The 17,673-nt window shown below is 69.9% G+C and carries 30 protein-coding genes; 1 reads left to right on the forward strand and 29 read right to left on the reverse strand.

Annotation, left to right across the window (positions count from 1 at the left end):
- Positions 1–29 precede the first annotated feature (29 nt).
- The 23 genes from AAFN69_RS33515 to AAFN69_RS33625 form a co-directional block, all read right to left on the reverse strand.
- Positions 30–548, reverse strand: coding sequence for a hypothetical protein (locus tag AAFN69_RS33515; RefSeq protein ID WP_347732700.1), 519 nt, complete (start codon positions 546–548; stop codon positions 30–32).
- Complete coding sequence (locus AAFN69_RS33520; RefSeq protein ID WP_347732701.1) at positions 548–1,024, reverse strand: hypothetical protein; 477 nt, start codon at positions 1,022–1,024, stop codon at positions 548–550. Before AAFN69_RS33520 ends, AAFN69_RS33515 begins: the two co-directional genes overlap by 1 nt.
- Before the next feature lie 65 nt (positions 1,025–1,089).
- The gene (locus AAFN69_RS33525; RefSeq protein WP_347732702.1) at positions 1,090–1,419 is read right to left on the reverse strand and encodes a hypothetical protein; all 330 of its coding nucleotides are present in this window, start codon (positions 1,417–1,419) and stop codon (positions 1,090–1,092) included.
- A 10-nt stretch (positions 1,420–1,429) separates the two neighbouring features.
- Positions 1,430–1,834, reverse strand: a complete 405-nt coding sequence (locus AAFN69_RS33530) for a hypothetical protein (protein WP_347732703.1) — start codon at positions 1,832–1,834, stop codon at positions 1,430–1,432.
- A complete protein-coding gene (locus AAFN69_RS33535) occupies positions 1,831–2,220 on the reverse strand; it encodes a hypothetical protein (RefSeq protein ID WP_347732704.1) in 390 nt (129 codons plus the stop codon). The genes AAFN69_RS33530 and AAFN69_RS33535 overlap by 4 nt, the downstream gene beginning before the upstream one ends.
- Positions 2,217–2,636 carry a DUF6093 family protein gene (locus AAFN69_RS33540; protein ID WP_347732705.1) on the reverse strand — a complete coding sequence of 140 codons (420 nt, stop codon included), beginning with the start codon at positions 2,634–2,636 and terminating at the stop codon, positions 2,217–2,219. The genes AAFN69_RS33535 and AAFN69_RS33540 overlap by 4 nt, the downstream gene beginning before the upstream one ends.
- Positions 2,633–3,256, reverse strand: a complete 624-nt coding sequence (locus AAFN69_RS33545) for a hypothetical protein (protein WP_347732706.1) — start codon at positions 3,254–3,256, stop codon at positions 2,633–2,635. The genes AAFN69_RS33540 and AAFN69_RS33545 overlap by 4 nt, the downstream gene beginning before the upstream one ends.
- Positions 3,257–3,268: 12 nt before the next feature.
- On the reverse strand, positions 3,269–3,616 hold the full coding sequence (locus AAFN69_RS33550) for a hypothetical protein (RefSeq protein ID WP_347732707.1): 348 nt from the start codon (positions 3,614–3,616) through the stop codon (positions 3,269–3,271).
- A gap of 54 nt (positions 3,617–3,670) precedes the next feature.
- Positions 3,671–4,972 carry a hypothetical protein gene (locus tag AAFN69_RS33555; protein ID WP_347732708.1) on the reverse strand — a complete coding sequence of 434 codons (1,302 nt, stop codon included), beginning with the start codon at positions 4,970–4,972 and terminating at the stop codon, positions 3,671–3,673.
- Positions 4,969–5,163 carry a ribosomal-processing cysteine protease Prp gene (locus tag AAFN69_RS33560; protein WP_347732709.1) on the reverse strand — a complete coding sequence of 65 codons (195 nt, stop codon included), beginning with the start codon at positions 5,161–5,163 and terminating at the stop codon, positions 4,969–4,971. The genes AAFN69_RS33555 and AAFN69_RS33560 overlap by 4 nt, the downstream gene beginning before the upstream one ends.
- A complete protein-coding gene (locus AAFN69_RS33565) occupies positions 5,160–5,855 on the reverse strand; it encodes a hypothetical protein (RefSeq protein ID WP_347732710.1) in 696 nt (231 codons plus the stop codon). Before AAFN69_RS33565 ends, AAFN69_RS33560 begins: the two co-directional genes overlap by 4 nt.
- Positions 5,856–5,913: 58 nt before the next feature.
- Positions 5,914–6,996 carry a hypothetical protein gene (locus AAFN69_RS33570; RefSeq protein WP_347732711.1) on the reverse strand — a complete coding sequence of 361 codons (1,083 nt, stop codon included), beginning with the start codon at positions 6,994–6,996 and terminating at the stop codon, positions 5,914–5,916.
- The gene (locus AAFN69_RS33575) at positions 6,996–8,456 is read right to left on the reverse strand and encodes a phage portal protein (RefSeq protein ID WP_347732712.1); all 1,461 of its coding nucleotides are present in this window, start codon (positions 8,454–8,456) and stop codon (positions 6,996–6,998) included. Before AAFN69_RS33575 ends, AAFN69_RS33570 begins: the two co-directional genes overlap by 1 nt.
- A 2-nt stretch (positions 8,457–8,458) precedes the next feature.
- Positions 8,459–10,096, reverse strand: a complete 1,638-nt coding sequence (locus tag AAFN69_RS33580) for a hypothetical protein (RefSeq protein ID WP_347732713.1) — start codon at positions 10,094–10,096, stop codon at positions 8,459–8,461.
- Complete coding sequence (locus AAFN69_RS33585) at positions 10,083–10,547, reverse strand: hypothetical protein (protein WP_347732776.1); 465 nt, start codon at positions 10,545–10,547, stop codon at positions 10,083–10,085. The genes AAFN69_RS33580 and AAFN69_RS33585 overlap by 14 nt, the downstream gene beginning before the upstream one ends.
- A gap of 160 nt (positions 10,548–10,707) precedes the next feature.
- A complete protein-coding gene (locus AAFN69_RS33590; RefSeq protein ID WP_347732714.1) occupies positions 10,708–10,887 on the reverse strand; it encodes a hypothetical protein in 180 nt (59 codons plus the stop codon).
- 5 nt (positions 10,888–10,892) lie between these two features.
- Positions 10,893–11,162 carry a hypothetical protein gene (locus AAFN69_RS33595; protein ID WP_347732716.1) on the reverse strand — a complete coding sequence of 90 codons (270 nt, stop codon included), beginning with the start codon at positions 11,160–11,162 and terminating at the stop codon, positions 10,893–10,895.
- Between the two features lie 16 nt (positions 11,163–11,178).
- Complete coding sequence (locus tag AAFN69_RS33600) at positions 11,179–11,625, reverse strand: hypothetical protein (protein ID WP_347732717.1); 447 nt, start codon at positions 11,623–11,625, stop codon at positions 11,179–11,181.
- Positions 11,622–11,834, reverse strand: a complete 213-nt coding sequence (locus tag AAFN69_RS33605) for a hypothetical protein (protein WP_347732718.1) — start codon at positions 11,832–11,834, stop codon at positions 11,622–11,624. The genes AAFN69_RS33600 and AAFN69_RS33605 overlap by 4 nt, the downstream gene beginning before the upstream one ends.
- A gap of 9 nt (positions 11,835–11,843) precedes the next feature.
- Positions 11,844–12,443: a DUF6221 family protein gene (locus AAFN69_RS33610; protein WP_347732719.1), complete on the reverse strand. Its 600-nt coding sequence runs from the start codon at positions 12,441–12,443 to the stop codon at positions 11,844–11,846.
- Positions 12,440–12,814, reverse strand: coding sequence for a DUF6221 family protein (locus AAFN69_RS33615; RefSeq protein WP_347732720.1), 375 nt, complete (start codon positions 12,812–12,814; stop codon positions 12,440–12,442). The genes AAFN69_RS33610 and AAFN69_RS33615 overlap by 4 nt, the downstream gene beginning before the upstream one ends.
- Before the next feature lie 55 nt (positions 12,815–12,869).
- Positions 12,870–13,262: a DUF6221 family protein gene (locus AAFN69_RS33620; protein ID WP_347732721.1), complete on the reverse strand. Its 393-nt coding sequence runs from the start codon at positions 13,260–13,262 to the stop codon at positions 12,870–12,872.
- 228 nt (positions 13,263–13,490) lie between these two features.
- Positions 13,491–13,874, reverse strand: coding sequence for a holin (locus AAFN69_RS33625; protein ID WP_347732722.1), 384 nt, complete (start codon positions 13,872–13,874; stop codon positions 13,491–13,493).
- Between the two features lie 44 nt (positions 13,875–13,918).
- Between AAFN69_RS33625 and AAFN69_RS33630 the strand changes: the two genes are divergently transcribed.
- Positions 13,919–14,371 carry a hypothetical protein gene (locus tag AAFN69_RS33630; protein WP_347732723.1) on the forward strand — a complete coding sequence of 151 codons (453 nt, stop codon included), beginning with the start codon at positions 13,919–13,921 and terminating at the stop codon, positions 14,369–14,371.
- A gap of 550 nt (positions 14,372–14,921) precedes the next feature.
- Here AAFN69_RS33630 and AAFN69_RS33635 read toward each other — a convergent pair.
- From AAFN69_RS33635 to AAFN69_RS33660, 6 genes are all read right to left on the reverse strand, one after another.
- Positions 14,922–15,164 (reverse strand): hypothetical protein, encoded by a 243-nt coding sequence (locus AAFN69_RS33635; RefSeq protein ID WP_347732724.1) that lies wholly within the window; start codon positions 15,162–15,164, stop codon positions 14,922–14,924.
- A gap of 4 nt (positions 15,165–15,168) precedes the next feature.
- A complete protein-coding gene (locus AAFN69_RS33640) occupies positions 15,169–15,573 on the reverse strand; it encodes a hypothetical protein (RefSeq protein WP_347732725.1) in 405 nt (134 codons plus the stop codon).
- Between the two features lie 153 nt (positions 15,574–15,726).
- Positions 15,727–16,104: a hypothetical protein gene (locus AAFN69_RS33645; protein WP_347732726.1), complete on the reverse strand. Its 378-nt coding sequence runs from the start codon at positions 16,102–16,104 to the stop codon at positions 15,727–15,729.
- A gap of 154 nt (positions 16,105–16,258) precedes the next feature.
- Positions 16,259–16,468: a hypothetical protein gene (locus AAFN69_RS33650; protein WP_347732727.1), complete on the reverse strand. Its 210-nt coding sequence runs from the start codon at positions 16,466–16,468 to the stop codon at positions 16,259–16,261.
- Positions 16,452–16,955, reverse strand: a complete 504-nt coding sequence (locus AAFN69_RS33655; RefSeq protein WP_347732728.1) for a hypothetical protein — start codon at positions 16,953–16,955, stop codon at positions 16,452–16,454. The genes AAFN69_RS33650 and AAFN69_RS33655 overlap by 17 nt, the downstream gene beginning before the upstream one ends.
- Before the next feature lie 80 nt (positions 16,956–17,035).
- Positions 17,036–17,673, reverse strand: a 638-nt coding sequence (locus AAFN69_RS33660; protein WP_347732729.1) for an RNase H family protein, incomplete at its 5' end; no start/stop codon positions are given.

The raw sequence follows: 17,673 nt of genomic DNA on the forward strand, positions 1-17,673 counted from the left end.
CCTGGGGACGCCCCAGGCGCGGGCTGTCTCTACTTCCCGCCGGTGAGGGAGCCGAGGATCCCGGAGGCGGTCACGGAGAAAGGGAGCGAGGCCGTCTCGTTGTTGACGTCGTACGCCCCCTGCATGAGGGTGTTGCGCTGCCCCTCGTTCAGGACCTCGAACAGCTCGCCGGCCTGCTCAGGGGTCATCACGGGGTCGACGGCGCACGCGGACACGAGGGCCTGCGGGAAGGTGTCCGGGTCGAACCCCTCGCCCGGTTCCTTGCCCGGGTGCGCGGCGAGGAGGTCGGAGTACGCGCGCGCGCCGAGCGCCCGGAACCGGAACTCGACCTCGGCCTTGCGCATCTTCTCGCGCACGGCCTTGAGCTCCCGGCTCAGCTTCTCCGCCGGGTTCGCCGATGCCAGGGAGTCCGCCCGGAACTCCTCCGTGGTCTCCTGGAGCTGCTTCTCCAGCCGGTCCGCCTCGGCGAGGAGATCCCCGGCCAGGCAGATGAACACCGACTTCTCCCGAGCCTTGGCCTTCTTCAGGATCTCGCTGATGTCCGGCATCAGGCCACCACCGCGCGGGTGGCCGGGGGCGCGTACACCTTCACTGGGCTGTTGAATTTCATGACCTCGTTGGCGGCCGGCGCAACGTCGGCGGGCTCACCGCACACCATCGGGTACGTCTGGACCTTCTGCCCCGCCGTCCACGCGGTCGCGATGTCGACGCCGCGGCGGACGACCAGCACACCGGTCGTGCCGTAGGTGAGGTTCTGGTACGGCCAGTCCTCCTGCGTCGTCGACCCGCGCTTGAACGTGATCTCCGTTTCGTAGCCGACCCGGCCGACCGTCTTGGTGTCGAACTTGGACGCGAGGGAGCCGGTGTCGACGTCCGCCGTGCTGGGGTCGATCTTGAGACCGTCGGGGGTGATGCGGTCGGTCAGTTCCTGGGCCGTGCCGAGCTCGGCGACCGTCGGCGCGTTCAGGTTGGCGAGCGAGGTGGCCCAGGCCACCCGCGTCATGCCGTCGTTGATCAGATCCATGGGGCCCTCCTCAGGGCATGAAAAAAGCCCCGGTCAAGGGGCGTTGGGCGGATACGGCGGGGCGGTCAGATACGCAGGGCGGCCACCGTCACGCTGGTCGCGGAGCTGTAGCCGATGGGCACCAGGCCGTCCGACGGGCCCGCGAGCAGATCGGCGGGCAGGGGGCCGATCATCCGGTCCCCCGACGCGGGCACCGAGACAGTGATGTTGCCGACGGCCTGCCCCCGAACGGACGCCGATGCGGTGAGGGTGACGGTGATCGGCGCCCCGGCGCCGTTCTTGACATGCAGGAACGTGCGCTCGCTCGGGGTGACCTTGTCGCCGCCGGCCGCCGCCGACGCGTAGGACGGGGCGAGCCCGGACAGGGAGACGGCCTGAGCAGTCAGGACAGCCATGGGATCCTCCTCATGAGGTGGTCTGGAGCCGGTACTGCACCGGCAGGTAATAGACGGGCGGAGTGACGTCGTCATCCCGCTGCACCGGCGGCCCGCCCAGTTCCTCCACCCGCCACGCCGACCGGCCAGCGACCGTGAGGCGCGGGAAGAGCGCGATGCGCCCGCGCTGGGCGGCCCACATCGTTTTCTCCTGCGTGGGTCCGGCGTAGGTGACCTGGAAGGTGAGGGTGAAGTCGGTCTTCCGGTTCGCCAGGGACTCCGTCAGAGTCTGGCCCGGGTCGAAGAAGAGCGCGGCGTAGATCCCAGTGGGCGGGATCGTGGCGGGCGGCGCGGCCTGGCCCACCACCAGGCCCGCACCGCTGAGTGCGGCCGTGACGGCGTCCATGTGCGGCTTCAGATCGGGAGGTACGGTCACAGCTGCCCCAGCCGGTCGGTCAGGGCCGCCACCTGAGCCTCGAACGCGGGAGCCTCCGCCTGGAGGGCGCGGCCACCGTCGTTGTGCCCGGCCTGAGTGGAGGTGCCGAACTCCAGGATGTTCCCGAGAGGGCCCTGGGGCCGGCCCTTGTCGGGGCCGACCTCGGCGGTGGCGCCGCCGGGGATCGGCAGAGTGTCGTAGGAGACGGTGTAGGGGTAGCGGCGAGCGTGCCGACCCGCACTCGCAATCGCGTTCTGCCGCCAGCCGTTCTTGACGTTGAGGGCGCCCCGTGTGACCACGGCCGCCATCTCCGGGCCCGCCTCCGCCGCGCGGTCCTCCAGGCCCTCGGCGAGCTGGAGCAGCTCGCGGATGTCCGGTGTCGTCACGAGCGGTCCTCCATGCTGATCCGCCACGCCGTGGCCGTACTGCTGTAGCCCACGCCGGTCACCCACAGGCGCAGGCCCACCATCCGCGGATCCTCGCTCGCCGTGACCACGGCCAGATCCCCTGGGACGGGCCGGACCGGCATGGGGGTGTCCCAGGGCAGGGACACCGTGTACCGGCGCAGCGTCATCAGATCCTCGGCCACCTCCACCTCCCGGCCGTCCCCGGTCTCGGGCTTGACCCGGGCGATGCCGGGCGTCCCGGCCGGCGGATACAGGGTGACCCCCGCTCCGGGGGTCTCGGTCCCGGAAGCCCAGTCGAACACCGGTGCCCCGGGTCGGGTGATGGTGAGCTGGTCCCGCATCAGCTCGCGGGCCGCCGCGCGACCCGCAGTGAGCGCCGAATCCAGCGCGCTCACGACGGGACCACCGAGAACGCCGACCGGCGGTAGGGCCGCAGGTCGTCCTTGTGGGACTTTGTCAGCCGGGCGCCGCCGATCGTCTCGGAGGCATAGGTGCGGGAGTAGTCATCGATCGACACCGAGCGCAGGTTCTCCGGGTTGGCCAGGTTCATCACAGCCAGATCCAGGACCACGTCCACGATGTCCTCAGGCACCTCCGTGTACCCGTGGGAGTAGGTGACCCGGACTTTCGGCGCCCACAGGCCCCGAACCCGGGTCCACGGCCACCCCATCAGCCGGGTCGGCTCCTGCCACGGGTAGCCGCGCGTCAGCTCGTTCCCGAGCCGAGAGAAGTCCCGGCCCTCCAGCGCGAACCACTCGATGCCGCCGAAGTCCGCGGTCTCCACGACGGTCAGCGGGTTTCCACTGTCGACCACCAGCGGGTACTGCGGCAGCCTCAGCACCCGCTCTCCGCCGGCCAGCTCCACCGTGTCCCCGGCGACGAAAGTGATCGTCTGCCGGGTGTACTTCCGGACCCGGGCCGACGCCCGGCGCAGCGCCAGATCGATCTCCTGCGACGTACCACTGCCGCCAGCAGCGGCGACATCGCCCGGGCTGGCCAGAGGAGGCAGCGCCACGACGGCCTCCTCTCACTCCCGCTCGGCAAGCTTGGAGAGCTGCTTGACCAGGGTCGACCGGGGACTCTCCTTGGCCTCCTCCGCAGCAAGCGCGGCCTCGGCACGTTCCGGATCATCGCCAACCCAGGCGAGCACCGCCGCTGCGGTTGCCTCGATGTCCAGGTCGGCGGCAGGGGCCGATCCGGAATCCTCCGCACCCTCCGGCCGCCATGCCTTCGCGGCCTCGTCCACGGGGTCGACTGCGGATCCGGTCTCCAGCAGGTACAGCGCCAGAGCGCCGGAGACCTCCTCCCCTTCGGGAATCCTGACGACGCCGTAGTTGTAGTACGGGCTGAGCGTCTCGCGCACCTTCACGCGCATGGGTCCTCCTTCACGCCGCCGGAGAGAAGCGACGCTCTCCCCGGCCGGGCATCGTCAGGCGTGCTCCAAGACCACGGCGCGCTTGAACAGGGCGGAGTCGGCGTTGGCGAGGGAGTCGGACGGGACCCCGTAGTCACCGACCCAACTCCACGAGGTGGAGATCACCTGCTGGAGCCGGTCCTGCGGCGGACGCACGATGCGGGCGACCTGGACCCCGGGCGCCACCTCGACCATCGAGATGTCGGGAACGTCCTCCACTCCCGTGCCGCGCAGCAGATCGCCCATCCCCTCGAACGGTGCGGCAACGAGGGCGCCGGCGCCGAGAACGATCGGGCGGTGGACGACGACGTTGCCCGAGGTGCCGCCGAGGAGGGTCGGGCACTCGATGTTGCGGACCCAGTCGATGCCGCCGAACCGGCCGATGGACAGATCGCGGTAGATCGGGGAGTCCACGCGGCCCGTCAGGGCCTGCTTGAAGTCCGGGTCCGAGTAGAGCTGGTTCTCGGTGTCCGGGTCGATGTGGGCGACGTAGTAGCCCCCCACCGTGGGGACGTTCATCTTCCGCAGGCGGGTGACGGCCGCACGGAACATGGCCCAGGTGGCGATGTTCGAGGTGGTGAGGTCGTACGCGGTGTCCCCGGCCGGACGGACCGTGGTGGGCGCGTTCGAGGCGACCACATAGTCGCCCACCACGTCCGCACGGGCTGTGCCCAGGGTCAGCGTCCTCGTCCCCGTGTTCACGCCGGTCACCGTGTTCGCGACGCCCTCGATCGTGACGCTCAGCGGGTTCGACGCGGAGACGGCGGTCGGAACGCCGTTCACCAGGACCTGAGTGAATCCGGCGACGGAGTTGACGACCATCGCGGTGTCAGAGGAACCTGCGGTGTCGACCCAGGTCCGGCCGCCCGCGTACGCGCTGTAGAGCTTGTTCCGGGCGATCTGGTTGAGGGACTGGCCCGCGTTGATGCCGAGGGTCTGAATGTCGGCGAGGAACTTGCTGGACAGCGCCATCGAGGAGGTCAGCATGTTCGTCTCGACCGCGAGACCGTACTGGTCCATGGAGACGGACCACTGCTCGATGCCGTAGGTCGCAGGCGAAGTGTCCGACCCCGTAATGGGGGTGGTCGACGGGGCCAGCAGGCCCTTGCGGGTCATTGTCTTGGTGTCGCCGAGGCCGCCCTGCCAGGGCTCCGGGTCGGCCAGTGCCGGGAAGATGAACTCCGGGCGCAGCGCCTCCAGGAAGACCCGGTCGAGCAGGCCGTTCTGCATCATGGCGCGGATCGCGGCCGGAACGGTCGACCGGACATCGTGCCGGTCGAGCCGGAACCACGGCTCACGAACGAGTGGGGTGATCATGTGTTCTCCTCTGTGATCTCGACGGACACGAGGTCCGGGAACTGCTCGGCGTACTGGCGCAGGCCGAGCAGCGCGGTTTGAGTAATGGCCGTGATGGCTGCGCAGACCCGGCCGTCCTCTGCGTGCTCCTCGTGGCCGTCCACCTCGATCGAGGTGTGGCCCTCGCCCAGGCGGGCGTGGACCCGGATCACGAGCGGAGACGGAACCCGGGTACGGAGGAGGCCAGTTCGGCTTCCAGGTCCTCTCGGCTGGCCGTGCGGTAGTCCGTCGGCGGCGCGGGGGGCCGGGGGCCCTGGCCCGGGTCGGGCTTGGGCTGCGGCTTCGCCGCCGGGGCGGCGGCCTTGCGCAGGTGGGGCTTGCGTTCCAGCAGTGCTTCGAGATCAGCCGAGATGGCCTCGGTGTCGATCTCGCCGTCGTCGCCGGTGTAGGCGGTCAGATCGAGGAACGCAGCTGCGTCATCGGGATCGGCGAACCCCGCTGCTGCGGCTTTCACCTCGGCCCGGACCGCACGGGCGGTGGCCTTCGCTGCCATCTCGGCCGCGCGCGCGGCCTTTTCGGTGGCCTTGTCCAGGTCGGACTTGTCGCGGTCCTCGTACTCCTGGACCCGTCGCAGCGCATCGGCCGCGGCCTTCTTCGCGTCCGCGGCCTCCTTCTTGGCAGCGGCCCGGTCCGCCTTCATGCGGTCGAGGGCCTTCTTTCCGGCGTCGCCGAGCTGGTCGGCGCCGTCGGGGTCCGGGTCGGTGACGTCGCGCGCGGGGGGCTCGGCCGGATCGGTCCCGCTGTCCGGGTCCGGGCTGTCCGGGTCGGGGTCGTCGTGGCGGGTGAGCCTGAACCAGTCGGCGCCAGGAAGGGCAGGCAGCCGGTGGGTTCCTTCGTAGTACATGTGCATCTCCCGTTGCGGGATCGGGGCGGTGCCGTGCGCACCGCCCGGTGTGTGGGGCTCAGGTGATGTAGGCGTACTGCCGCAGCAGCGCAATCGCCTCGTCGCGAGAGCGTGCGATGCGGTAGATCTGCTCGGGCATCAGCCGCGGCGCGCGCAGCTGGAAACGCCGCGGGTACCGGGGGTTGGCGGTGCCGTCCTGATAGGCCCGCTGCCGGGCTACGTGGTAGTACATGCTCAGCCTGCCAGTGCCGGAGTAGGTGGCGATCTCCCGGTTGCCCCGCGGGCCGGCCGTGTACATCCCGCGTCTCGCGTTCACGACGGATCCGATGGACGCTCCGTCCCGGATCGCCTTGGCCCCGTCCCGGGTGAAGATCCGGTCCTGCTCGCGCGGGGAGAGGCTGTTCCAATACTCCCGGGGGTCCAGGAAACCCCGGCCGCCCGGCCGGGTCGTCGGGGTGAACGATTCCCGGGCGACCGACCCGGGGCGCCGTCCGCCGCTGCGGGCGATCAGCGTGGACGGGACGTGCACGCAGTCGCACCGCGGATGCCGCTGAAAGCCGCGGTTCCAGCCGAACTCTTTGCCCGCGAGGATGATGCAGCGGGCACACGCGGGCGGGGACACGACCCGGATGTAGCCCTGGATCGTGCGGCGGCCGGCAATCGCGGCGCCGGTCGCGGTCCGGCCGGCGTCCGCGACCTCCGTCGCGGCCATCCGCAGCAACCGCTCCAGGCCCCGCATCATCGCCTCAACATCGCTCATCCCTGCGGCGATGCCCTGCTTCGCGGTGATCACCGGCAGGTACAGCAGCGTCTCCAGCGAACGGCCGTCCGCAGCCGCGCCGGCGAACGCCGACGGCCGGATCATGCCCGCCGCGTCGGGCCGGCCGCCGTCAGCGCGGACGACCGAGTCGACGTAGGCGTCGGCCGCCGCGGCGGACGCGAACTGCCCCGCCGTGACGGCAGCCACGACCGCCGGGCCGACGTAGGACTCCCACGAGCCGGTGAGGTCCCGCCGGTCCAGCTCCCGCCACAGCGCCTGAACACGATCTGTGGCCTGTCGGGACCGGGCGGCCTGGGCGACGTAGTAGGCGTGCGCCAGGTCGACCGCGGACAGGCCCTGCACCTCGGTCGGGGTGGCCATCAGGCCGCAGCGCCTTCCAGCTGCTCCGCGTCGTCGTCCTCGCCGTCATCGTCCGGAGGCCGCTTCCATCCGGCCTCCAGTGCCGACATGTCACCGGCCATCACCCGGGCCATCGCGTCGTTGGCGGCCTCGCGGTCCATCTCCTCCATGCGCTGGATCTGCGCCTGGGTGTACCGCAGATCCTCCCGGGTCTGCCGCAACGGGATGATCTTCGCGGTGAACTTCTTCACGGCGGCATCGGCGCTCTGCGCTTCCGTGGGCGTGGACGCGTCACGCCAGATCGTCTCCAGAGACCGCGCCCGCGGGTCCCATACTCCGGTGACGAGCCGCAGGACCTTGCGGTTGACGCGCTCCCAGGTGCCGCCGTTGCCGCGCTGGCGCCGCTCCGCGCGCTTGATGTGGCGGGACTCGGCCGAGCGGATCCCGTCGGCGCTGGCCGGGTTGTCGGATGAATGGCCCACATAGTGGGGTGGAAGGCCGGCGATGCTGGCGACCAGGGAACCGAGCAGGTTGAGAGTGGAGTGGAAGTTGGTGAGCTGAGCCTCGGGAAACTGGATCACATCGGCGCCGTCGCCGTCGCCGCCGGTCTTCCGGTTCTTCTCCGTCGCCCACATCCGGCCGATGATCCGAGAGAAGGCGGACACCTTCCGCCCGGACTCGTCCACGAAATCCTCTTCGCCGAAGCCGAACGCCACCCTTCGCGGGGTGGCGTGGTACTCGGCGGACACCATCATGTCGGTGGCGATCTTGCAGGCGGCATCCGACAGCGGAATGATGTCAGCCAGCTCGCTGATGCCGTTCGGGCACTTCAGGCGGGGCCGGTTCGCGAGAACCTCGATCATGACCTCGCCCAAGTCGTGGTCATCGCGTGGGTGCGCCGGATCCTCGATCCAGACGCCCTTCTCCTTCAGCCACCAGGAGGTGGAGTTCGGCAGGTACAGGGTCGCGTGCTCGATCGTGGTGCGCTCGTCCTCCTCGGACCAGCGCTTGATGGCCGCCACGATCTGCCGGGTCCGCGGGTCGTGCTCGGCATACATGTCCAGCGCGGACTCGACCGTGACCAGCGGGGTCGTGGCGTCACCGTCGCGGGTGCCGATGACGACATACGCCCGACCCATGACCATCGCGTCCAAGTGCCCCTGCTGGGACTGCTCGTCCAGGTCGTTGGCCTGCCAGATCCGCCACAGCTCCGCGTCGGACTCCGGCTGGTCCGGGAAGCGGAAGCCCTCGACATCCAGTCGCTCCTCCAGGGAGTCGACCACCAGCCTCGGCCAGTTGATCACCACCTGGCGGACGGTTTCCTCCAGCTCCCGCTGGAGCTCCGGCGCCATATAGGCCAGCGGCTGAGTGCCCTCATAGAAGCTGTCCATCCGCCGCAGCTGCGGCAGATCCGCGTCGTGGGCCTTGATCAGGCGCGCGAGCCACTGTTCCTCGGTCCGCTCGGCGGTGAGCACAGCCATGGTCACCTCCGCATGACGATCATTCTCGACTTCTTACGGGGCTTGGCCTGGCCGGCGGCGATGGCGTCGGACGCGGCCTCGTGGGCGAGGATCGAGCAGACAGCCAGGTCGATCTTCTGCTGCACAGACGCCTTCCGGAGCACGTACCGATTCGAGGGCCGCGCCGCCTTCCGGGCGTTACGGACGTGCATGGAGGCCGTCTCGCACCCGTCATGCCGAAAGGCCGTCTCGGCCTTCAGGACGTCGGTCAGGAGCGATTCGCACGCCGCGTGCATCTGCACCACCCGGGACGTATGCCACTCCGTGACCCGCTTCTCGCCGAACGCGGCCTGCCACGAGGCCACCTCCGACGTCCAGTACGGCGGATCGCAGTACGCGCGCACGACGTCATACCGCTCGAACGCCTCCCGGAACGCCGCGTCGACCTCCAGGCGCGGCACCTGACCCTCCCAATCGGCCGGGTTCCAGACCGTCGGCCGCCGGTCAGGCCCGTACCGCGGAGTGAACTGATAGCCGTCCAGGGTCTCGCACCGGATCCCCGTCCAGTCGTCCACATCGGAGCCGTCGAACCCCAGCACGATCCGCGTACCATCCGGAACCTCCTGAACAGCCGCCCGGCCGTCCCAACGGTCCTGCTGGATCCAGGCACCCATACCGGCCACGATCCGGTTACCGAAGAAGCGCTCGGCCTCGGCCGGCTCCTTCTCCAGAAGCTCGGCAGCCTCACCCTCGATCGAGTCCAGGTCGATGTGCGCGGATCCCTCGTAGACGAATGCGTGGATCCGGCGGCGCTCCGCCTTGTTCGTGTACGACAGCCCTTTCGGCGGCAGCCGGTGCAGCCGGTAGACGTCCTGCGACTTCGTCTCCGCCGTCTTCTGTGCGACCGAGTTCTCCGACGGGTCCCATCCGTTCGTGGTCTCCATCGACCGGCCCGACATGCCCGCGAGACCGCGACGCTGCGTGGTCGCCACCTTGGTCATCTTGTTGGTCTCGGTCCAGATGCCCGTCTCATCCTGAGGAGCGAAGGTGATCGGGTTACCGAGACGGCTCTGCGCGCTGCTGGTGACCACGTCGATCCGGCCGTCATTCGGCAGCCGGACGAACTGCTCGCCCACCTTCATCAGCTCACCCAGGGGCCCGTTTCGGATCATCGCCTGAAGCGGGCGGTAGATGTTGTCCGTCTGATCCTCGGACGTCGCCGTGATCTGGATCAGCGGCCGGTTCCACGGTCGACCCATCGGCTCTCCGGGCTCGTACTCGTAGACCCAGCCGCAGCCGCACCGGTGGTCAGAGCAGCGGTAGCGCTCGCCACCCTTCGCGAACCCGGCGAAGAGCACCGGCCCAGCACCCTCGGCGGCAGTGATACCCGCCGTCCACGGCCCCTTCCCGCTCTTCTGTGGAGCCACGATCTGCGACCGACGGTAGAAGAACGCCGTCGCCAGCTGGCCCACCCTCGCCGTCGGCTTGACCCGGTAGTGGTTAACCGTGGCGCGGAGCTGCCAGTCGTACATCTCGAACGGCTGCGGCTCACTGACCAAGCCGCCCACCGATTCCAGCCAGCAATGCCTGGCAATCCAGTCCGGAACGATGAACAGAGTCGGGAAGTCCAGCGTCCACGTCCCGTCGTCAGCCGCTACCACCAGGCACCGCCCTCAGCCTGGCCCGCGCCGAGTTCGCCGCAGGCCGCATCGGGCCGTCCGGGACTTCCTCCGCCTCCTCGACTCGGTCAATCCGCCACCGGTTCGCCCGAATGCCCGGCGTCGTCAGGCCGAGACTGTCCGACATCTGCCGGACCAGGGTTCCCAGATTCACGCCGGCATCCGGCTCCTCGGCCGCGGCAAGCCGTCGCACGTACAGAGCGACCTCGATCTCCTGACTGTACCGCTCCCACATCAGGGCCTGCGGCAACCGCCACAGCCGTTCCCACAGTTCGTTCTCGCGCTCGGTCTGCTCCAGCAGCGGCCACTCCGGTGTTGCACCGTGGCGGCCATCGGCGGGCAGGATCGTCCACTCTCCGGCGTCCCGTTCCCGGCGAAGGGCGTCGGGGTCAGGGGCTGGTCCGGAGCGTGAGCGCGCACCTCCCTTAGGCATGGTGATCACTCCCAACAGGCCGCGTTGCGCGGCAGAGTCACTGTCACGTTGCGTGACAGCAGCGCATGATCATCGGGGTTCTGAACCCGGCGGACCAGCCGGAGACCTCCCCGGCGGTCCGGCAGCTGGCCGGGGGGAGGGGGTCACCCCCCAGGGGGTGTCACCCTCGGTGACGGCCAGCGGGTGCGGGGCGGCCCTCCAAGGCCTCGGCGAGGGCGGCGACGGTCGCGCGGCCCTCGGCCGTGGTGCGCCAGCAGGGCCCGACTGCGGCGGTGCGCAGGGCGTTGAGCCAGGCGACGGGCCGGGCGCGGCGGAGCTCGGCGAGGCGGCTGCGGCGCATCGCGGTCAGCCGGCCTTGGCGGTCTGCCAGGTCCCATCCCGGTAGACCATGCACTGGCCGCAGCGGGCGCAGACGGCGGTGGGTGCCGGGTCGCGGAGGGTGGTGGTGGCGATGGGGTCATGGGCGAGGCAGGTGCCGGTGGCGCGGAGGGCGATGGTGAGCGCGGCCGCGCTGCCGTCCGGCGGGGTGATGCCGAGGAGGTCGTGTTCGAGTACGGCGATGCGGGTGTGGTCCGGCCCGGGCGGTGCGGGGGTTCGGCGGGGGCGGAGTCGCATGGCTGTGGTCTCCCTGTCAGCCGTGGTCGGCGTGAGGTCGGGTGCAGGCGTCGATGTCGATGTCGTCCTCAAAGGCGATGACGTCCACGCCGAGGGCCTGGCGCAGCTGCTGGCCGAGGGCGGCCAGCTGTTCGGTCTCGGCGGCCGTGGTGCTGAGGTTGCCGATGAACAGGGTGTCGCCCGGCCGGACCAGGACGACTCGCTGCCGCTCGTAGACGAGGTTGGGCATGGGGGTGTGGAGCGGTGTGGTCCGGTGCACGGTGCGGACGCTGTCGGTCGCGGGATCGCGCCGCCGGCGTCCGTCGGGGGTGAGGACGAACGCGTTGTAGTGGATCACGCCGTCCTCGATAGAGATGTCCGTGTCGGTCTGCTCGGGGTCGATGCCGTGGGCCCGGGCCCAGTCGCAGAGCGCGGCCTGGGACGAGGGGGTCAGGCGCCCATGTGGGTCGATCACTGCGGTCATCGTTCGGGCACCTCCTGCCCGAACCCGTACGCGATCCGTTGGGGCGTATTGAGGTAGCCGCGTACGGTCTTGGCTTGGGCTCGTACCTCTTCGGGGACGGTGTCGAGCACGGTCTGGAGGCACGTGCTGTCCTTCGCGTGGGTGTCCTCGTGTTCGAGGAGCGCGACGAGGAGGTCCCAAGTCCAGCGAGGGAGGTCGAGGGTGTCCATGAGGGTTCCTCAGGGTTTCCAGTTCGGGCCGCGCAGCGCGGCGGGGGCGGCGCTGGTGGAGATGGTCCGGCGCGCATCGGACGGCCGTTCGATGCGCGTCGGCTCGGGCGTGGTGGGCCGGTCGAGTCCGGCGAGGATGTCGGGCGTGATGCCGTGCGCGTGCGCAAGGTCGAGCAGCTCGGGGCAGTCGTTGATGTTGTCCGTGATCGGGTCGCAGTGGTCCTGGACCCACTCGTAGCCGCAGCCGTCGCAGGCTGCGGCAGAGGTCGGGCTGTCAGCAAGTGCCGGGGCGAGCCGGTGTCGCGCGAGGATGCGCCGGTCGGCTTCACAGCGGCGCAGGACCGCGTCCGGGTCGTTGTGGACGATGTGGTCGGCGTCGGGTGAGTACGGCGGGTTGGTGGACCAGTAGATGTGTTCGTGGGCGACGGAGGCGATCCGTGCTTCTTCTGGGGCGTGCTGCCATCCATCGGTGTCACGGTCGACGATGACGCCGTTGAAGACGTGCCGCCAGTCGGTGGCGTCGCAGGCTTTGGCCCGCTTCTCGGCTGCGTCGACTTGCTGACTGATCCAGGTGTGGAGGTTGATGGCGTCGGCGATCAGCTGCGTCACGGTCGCCACTCCTCGCGGTAGTGGGGGTGGTCGGCGTACGGGAGGGCGAGAAGCCGGGCGACCGGGCATGAGCCCCAGTCGATCCCGCCCGCGCATCCGAGGCACGCCTGTCCGGGCTCGTCCGTGTAGCGGCGGTGGATCGAGAGCAGCCGGAGCTTGGCGTCCACTTCGGCGAGTACGCGGGCCGGCTGGTGCCGGACGATGTGCTGGCTCGTGGCGCGCCGCTCGCGTCCGCTGAGTGCGAAGCTGTCGGCCAGGAATTCGTACGGCTCGTCCTCGGTGCGCCACGGGCCGGTGTTGGCTGCGGTGGCGAGGGTGGCGTCGTCGGCCAGGCGGGCGCGGAGGAACGAGAGCAGGGCATCGGTGTTCATGTGTTCCATCCTCCGGCATGGAGGTCCCAGGTCCAGTGAGGAAGGTCCGGGAAGGTCACGGTCGCCACTCCTCGCGGTAGTCGGGATGGTCGGCGTAGGGCAGGACAGCCAGCCTGACCGCCCTGCCGAGGCCGTTGGCCCAGCCGTAGGCGTACTCAAACGGCTCGTCGGGGAGGTCCGACGCTGCGACGTCCGCGTAGATGGTGAGCAGCTGCTGCTTGGCTTCGACTTCGGCGAGTACGCGGGCCGGGTCCCAGTGTTCGATGTGGGCGCCGACCCCTGCCCAAGGGATGTGGGCCAGCTCGTTGCCATTGCCGTGATCGCGGATCTCATGGACGAAGTCGTCGTAGTACCAGTCGGGCGACCAGGCGGCCTCCGCAGCCTCCCGAGCGAGGCGCTCGGCCTCGTCTAGGCGGGCCCGGAGGAACGCAATCAGCTCATGGCGCAATCATGCTTCCCTTTCTGGCGGGCTGGGGGTGGTCTTGCCTGCCCCGGCAGGTGATGTTGTGTCTGCCGAGCAGGCGGCAGGCGGCCCGGCGGGGAGCGGTGTACATGAGGTCGCGGGGCGCGCCGGTGAGGTACCGCAGCCAGTAGGTCAGGCCGGTGGCGGCGGGGTCGTATTGGTACCAGCGCGGGCGTAGCGGTCGAGCTCTCAGCAAGAGACCGTTGCGGTCCGTCATGCGTTCCATCCTCCGGGCTGGGCCTGCGCGGTGTGCTTGCTGTGGCAGGAGGGGCAGAGGCCGCGCCCGTGCCGGGGGTCGTCCGGGTCCAGGCCCTGGGCGGTGAGCTCACGCCGGTCGAGGGGGTGGTGGTCTGCGTGCCGGGATGACTGGCCACACGGTGCGGGGTGGTCGTGTGCGGTGTCCATGCAGACGCAGCGGGGATCTCGGGCGAGGACGCCCTTGCGGAAGTCGCGTTCGTGCCGGGTGCCGTAGCCACGCTGCCGCGCACTGCCGCGCCGTTGCTCTGCTTCGCGGCGGTGGTCGTCGCATCGGCCGCGCTGGGTGAACTCGGGGCACCCGGGGACGCTGCACACGCGCCACGCTGCACGGCTGGGCATCATCGCGTCCTCTCCGTACTCTGGCCCCCGACAAGGGGGTTGGGATGGATACGGAGAAGACGGCCGGTCCGATTTGGACGGTGGGGCGCGGGGTATCAGTGGGGCTGCTGATGTTCGTGCTCGTGGCACTGCTATGGAACATCGTCCGGTTCGGCGGCAGTGGGGACGATGATGCACCGAAGACGGAGAGGCTGGCCCGGCCGGGATCTGTTCAGGTGGAGTACCGGGTGCTCGGGAGTGCTACGGGTGCGGATCTGACGTGGACGGATGGCCGGGGGCAGACGTCGCAGGCTTCGGGGAAGGCCGTGCCGCTCACGTCGAAGGACGGGCGGCCGCTTGGGTTCGTCGCAACGAGGGGCGCGAGTCTGTATCTGTCGGCGCAGAACACGGGTGCGTCGGGTGATCTGACGTGCGAGATCGTCGTGAACGGGCATGTGATCGCGAAGAACACGTCCTCGGGCGGGTACACGGTGGTGACGTGCCAGGCGACGGCTTGAGCGGTCCGGCTGGTTGGAGATGAGGAAGGCCCGCGTTGGCGCCAACGCGGGCCTTTCTGTTGCGCGCTGCCGGGTTACGCCGACTCCGTCGTCTTGACGCCCGCGCGCGGGGCCGTTCAGGGGTTGCGCCCGGCAGAGACACTAAGCGCACCGTGACACAGAATGAGCGCAGTGCTGATCATCTGTCAATACTGCCTGGTCGCGTGGGGTGGACGGTTGGCTGGGGAGCTGGGTTCGTTGCAGAGCGTCGTGAATGTCGGCCAGGTCCCACAGCGCGAGCGGAGCCCCGCGGGTGATGGCCGGCCGGGAGCCGGCGGGGGAGATGTGGGCGCGGCGGCGGGCCCAGTCGCGGAACTGTTTCGGTTCCATGCCCATGGAGTAGGCGGCTTCGGCTGTGGTGACCAGGGGGCGTTTGTCACGGCCGGTTGGTGCGGTGCGCATGATCTCAGTGTGGCGCAGCGGAATCGGGGGCGTGGGCGCGCGCCTGTTTTTTCGATTGCGGGGTGAGCGGAGCGGCTGCTGTTTGGGTTGCCATGGGCAGTCGGAGTGCTCACGGATTCGGCTCGGGTCCGTAGTACCCGTCGAGGGTCACGTTCAGTTCGGCCAGGTCGGGGTGCTGTGCGATATCGCGGGCGACGGCCGCGTTCCAGGTGGCGACGAAGTCCTTCATGGCCTTGGTGGTGATCACCATCTCGGCTGCGGCGTCCTGCTCGGCGGCTGCGAGCCGGTAGCGGGCCGCCATCAGGCGGTGGAGTCGTGCGCGGAGTTCGTGTGGGTCGGGGTTCTCGGTCATGTCGTCAGTCTTCCGTGGCGCGGCGGTAGGCGCGGCGGTTCTGGAGGATGGGGGTGATGGTGCGGCCGTACCAGGAGTGGGCACGGCCGGTTTTGCCGTCGGGGGCGGGCCAGCGGCCGGTGGACCGGTCGGCCCGGATGGTGCCGGTGCTGATGCCGGTGGCGGCTTCGATTTCGCGGGCGGTGTAGAGGCGGTCCGGGGTGAGGGTGGGGGTGGGGCGTGCGAGGTGTTCGGCGATCACCCGGTCCACGGCGGCCGGGTCGTACACGTGGGAGCGTCCGCGCTTGCCGATGGGGGCGGGCCAGGCCGGGTGGCGGGACCATTCGGTGCGGAGGGTCTCGTACGTGCGGTGGTGGCGCTCGGCGATTTCGGTGAGGGTTTCGCCGGTGGGGGCGGGGGTGTCTACCATGGGGGTGTCCCCTTTCGAGGGGTGGTGACCGGCAGGTTTTCGCGAGCGCCCTTCGGGGTGTCTGGCCCTTTGGGGCCGGGCCTGCCGGTCTTTTGTGTGTCCGGGCGTGGGTCCGCCCCCGGCTGGGTGCCGGGGGCGGTGGGGGTGGTGCGGTCAGTCGTTGTCGGAAGCGAGCCAGGCTGCGAGTTCGAGGATGTACATCTCGCTGAAGGTGAGGAGGGCGAGGGCGGCGTCCGCGCGGTGGGATTCGTACTCGACGCCGATGAGCAGGGCGAAGAGGTCGGAGGCGCTGAGGAACATCATGATCGCGGTGTAGAGGGCCGCGCGCGGGGATTCGGGCATCGGCACCTCGTCGGCGATGTCGGCCGCGCGGCGGAGTGCGGCGAGGGCGTCGATGCTGCTGACGCCGTCGTGGGACCGGGGGAGGGCGATGGGGAGGGGCAGGTCGTCGCAGGTGGCGACGAGTCCGGTGTAGATGAAGTTGAGGCGGTGGGCCAGGTACTCCATCATCTCGTCCTGGGAGTCAGCCATGGTGTCTGCTTTCCTTTCGGTTCGGGTGGTTGGTTGGGGTTCGCGGCCCCTTCCTTCTAGTCTCTATTATGCCCCGTGTGGGAGGGTATTGCAACACTTTGGGGGAGGTGTTTTGCCCCAAGTTCCTCGCCGGGCGGGGGAGTTGGCGGACTTGCTACCGGCGGCGCCATGCGGTGAGTGTGTCGTCCGGGGAGACGGTGGCGGTCAGCGGCAGGCCGGGCAGGACGCGAACCGGGACCCCGGCGGCCTCGGCGATCTCCGCAGCCGGGTAGCGCACCGGGTCGGCCGGGTCGGGCGCGTCGGCGATCACCTCTGCCTGGTCGCCGATCAGCAGCAGTACTTTCACATCAACGGTCTTGGACATGGGGCGGGTCCTCTCTCGGGTGTTCCGGACGCTCGGCATCCGGAGCGGGGCAGGCTTCAGGGGCAGTATCGGTGGCGCGCGCCGACGGCGCGAACCGTGCCGGCGCGGACGGGGTGCGCGAGGTGCGGCGCAGAAGCTGGTAGCTCCAGAGGGTGGGAGCGGAGCCGGGGGCGGCGGCGTCGGTCTCCCACGCGCGGCGGTGCATCGCGGCCCATAGGGCGACCGCCCTGTGGATCGCGGCTGTCGGGCTCTCGCCGGTGCTGGTGATCGTGCTGAGGTCGGCGAGAAAGTCGGGGTCGAGTCCGATGCTCAGAGTGTCGGCGGGTGTCGCACGGCACGGCGCGGCGTCGCGCGCTTGAGCCGCGCGGCGCTGCTCGGACTCGCGCGCGCTCTCCTCGTCCAGGGCCTGGATGTCGCGCCGGATGGTGTCGGGGCTGACGTTGAGCGCGCGTGCCATGGCTATTTGCCGCGCGCCGTCGCGCGACATCTGGGCGACGATCGCGCGACGGCGCGCGATCCTCTCGTCGTCTGTCTCCACCCCGGTGCCGGCGGGGCTGCCTTCAGCGGTCACCTCTGTGCCGGCGCGTCGTGCCGGGCGAGGTTTGCTGCGGCCCACGTCGGTGCCAGCTCTCGGGCGCTCGCCGCGTCGAGCATTCCCTTCGACACCCGGAGCCCGAGCTTCGCGAGCGAGTCGGCGCATTCGTTCAGCGGGTGGCCCGCGTGGGCCTTGACATGGGTGAAGATCAAATTGGGCGTGTACTCGGCGATCTGCTGGAGAAGGATCAGCGCCGGGGGCCGGCCGTCGCTGCGCTGTGCGGTGTCGTAGCCCTCCGGCATCCACGTGTGTCCTCGCTGCCACCGATTCAGGTAGGCGAGGGCCCTTGTACTGTCCGTCTGGACCAGGATTTTCCGGTGGACTCCGACGGCGCGCGTGACGACTTCGAGCGCGGTGAGAATGGCGCGCAGTTCACCCACGGTGGTGCGGTCGGGGCCGCTCATGGCATGGCCGTAGGGGTGGGCGCGGATGCCGAAGTGTCCGCTGGTGGCGAGGTAGCCGCCCGCCATGCGCACAGGGTCGATGGCCGCGTCGGTGGCCAGGTGCACCGGGTCGGTGTCGGTGCTGGCCGGCACCGTGCCGGTGATCGTGAGGGATCGTCGTGGCCGTGGCATGGGTCTCCTCGGGTTGGTGTCGGTGTCGCAGGGAT

Origin of the sequence: Streptomyces sp. CAU 1734, from assembly GCF_039888735.1 — a bacterium.
In the GTDB taxonomy this organism is placed as follows: domain Bacteria; phylum Actinomycetota; class Actinomycetes; order Streptomycetales; family Streptomycetaceae; genus Streptomyces.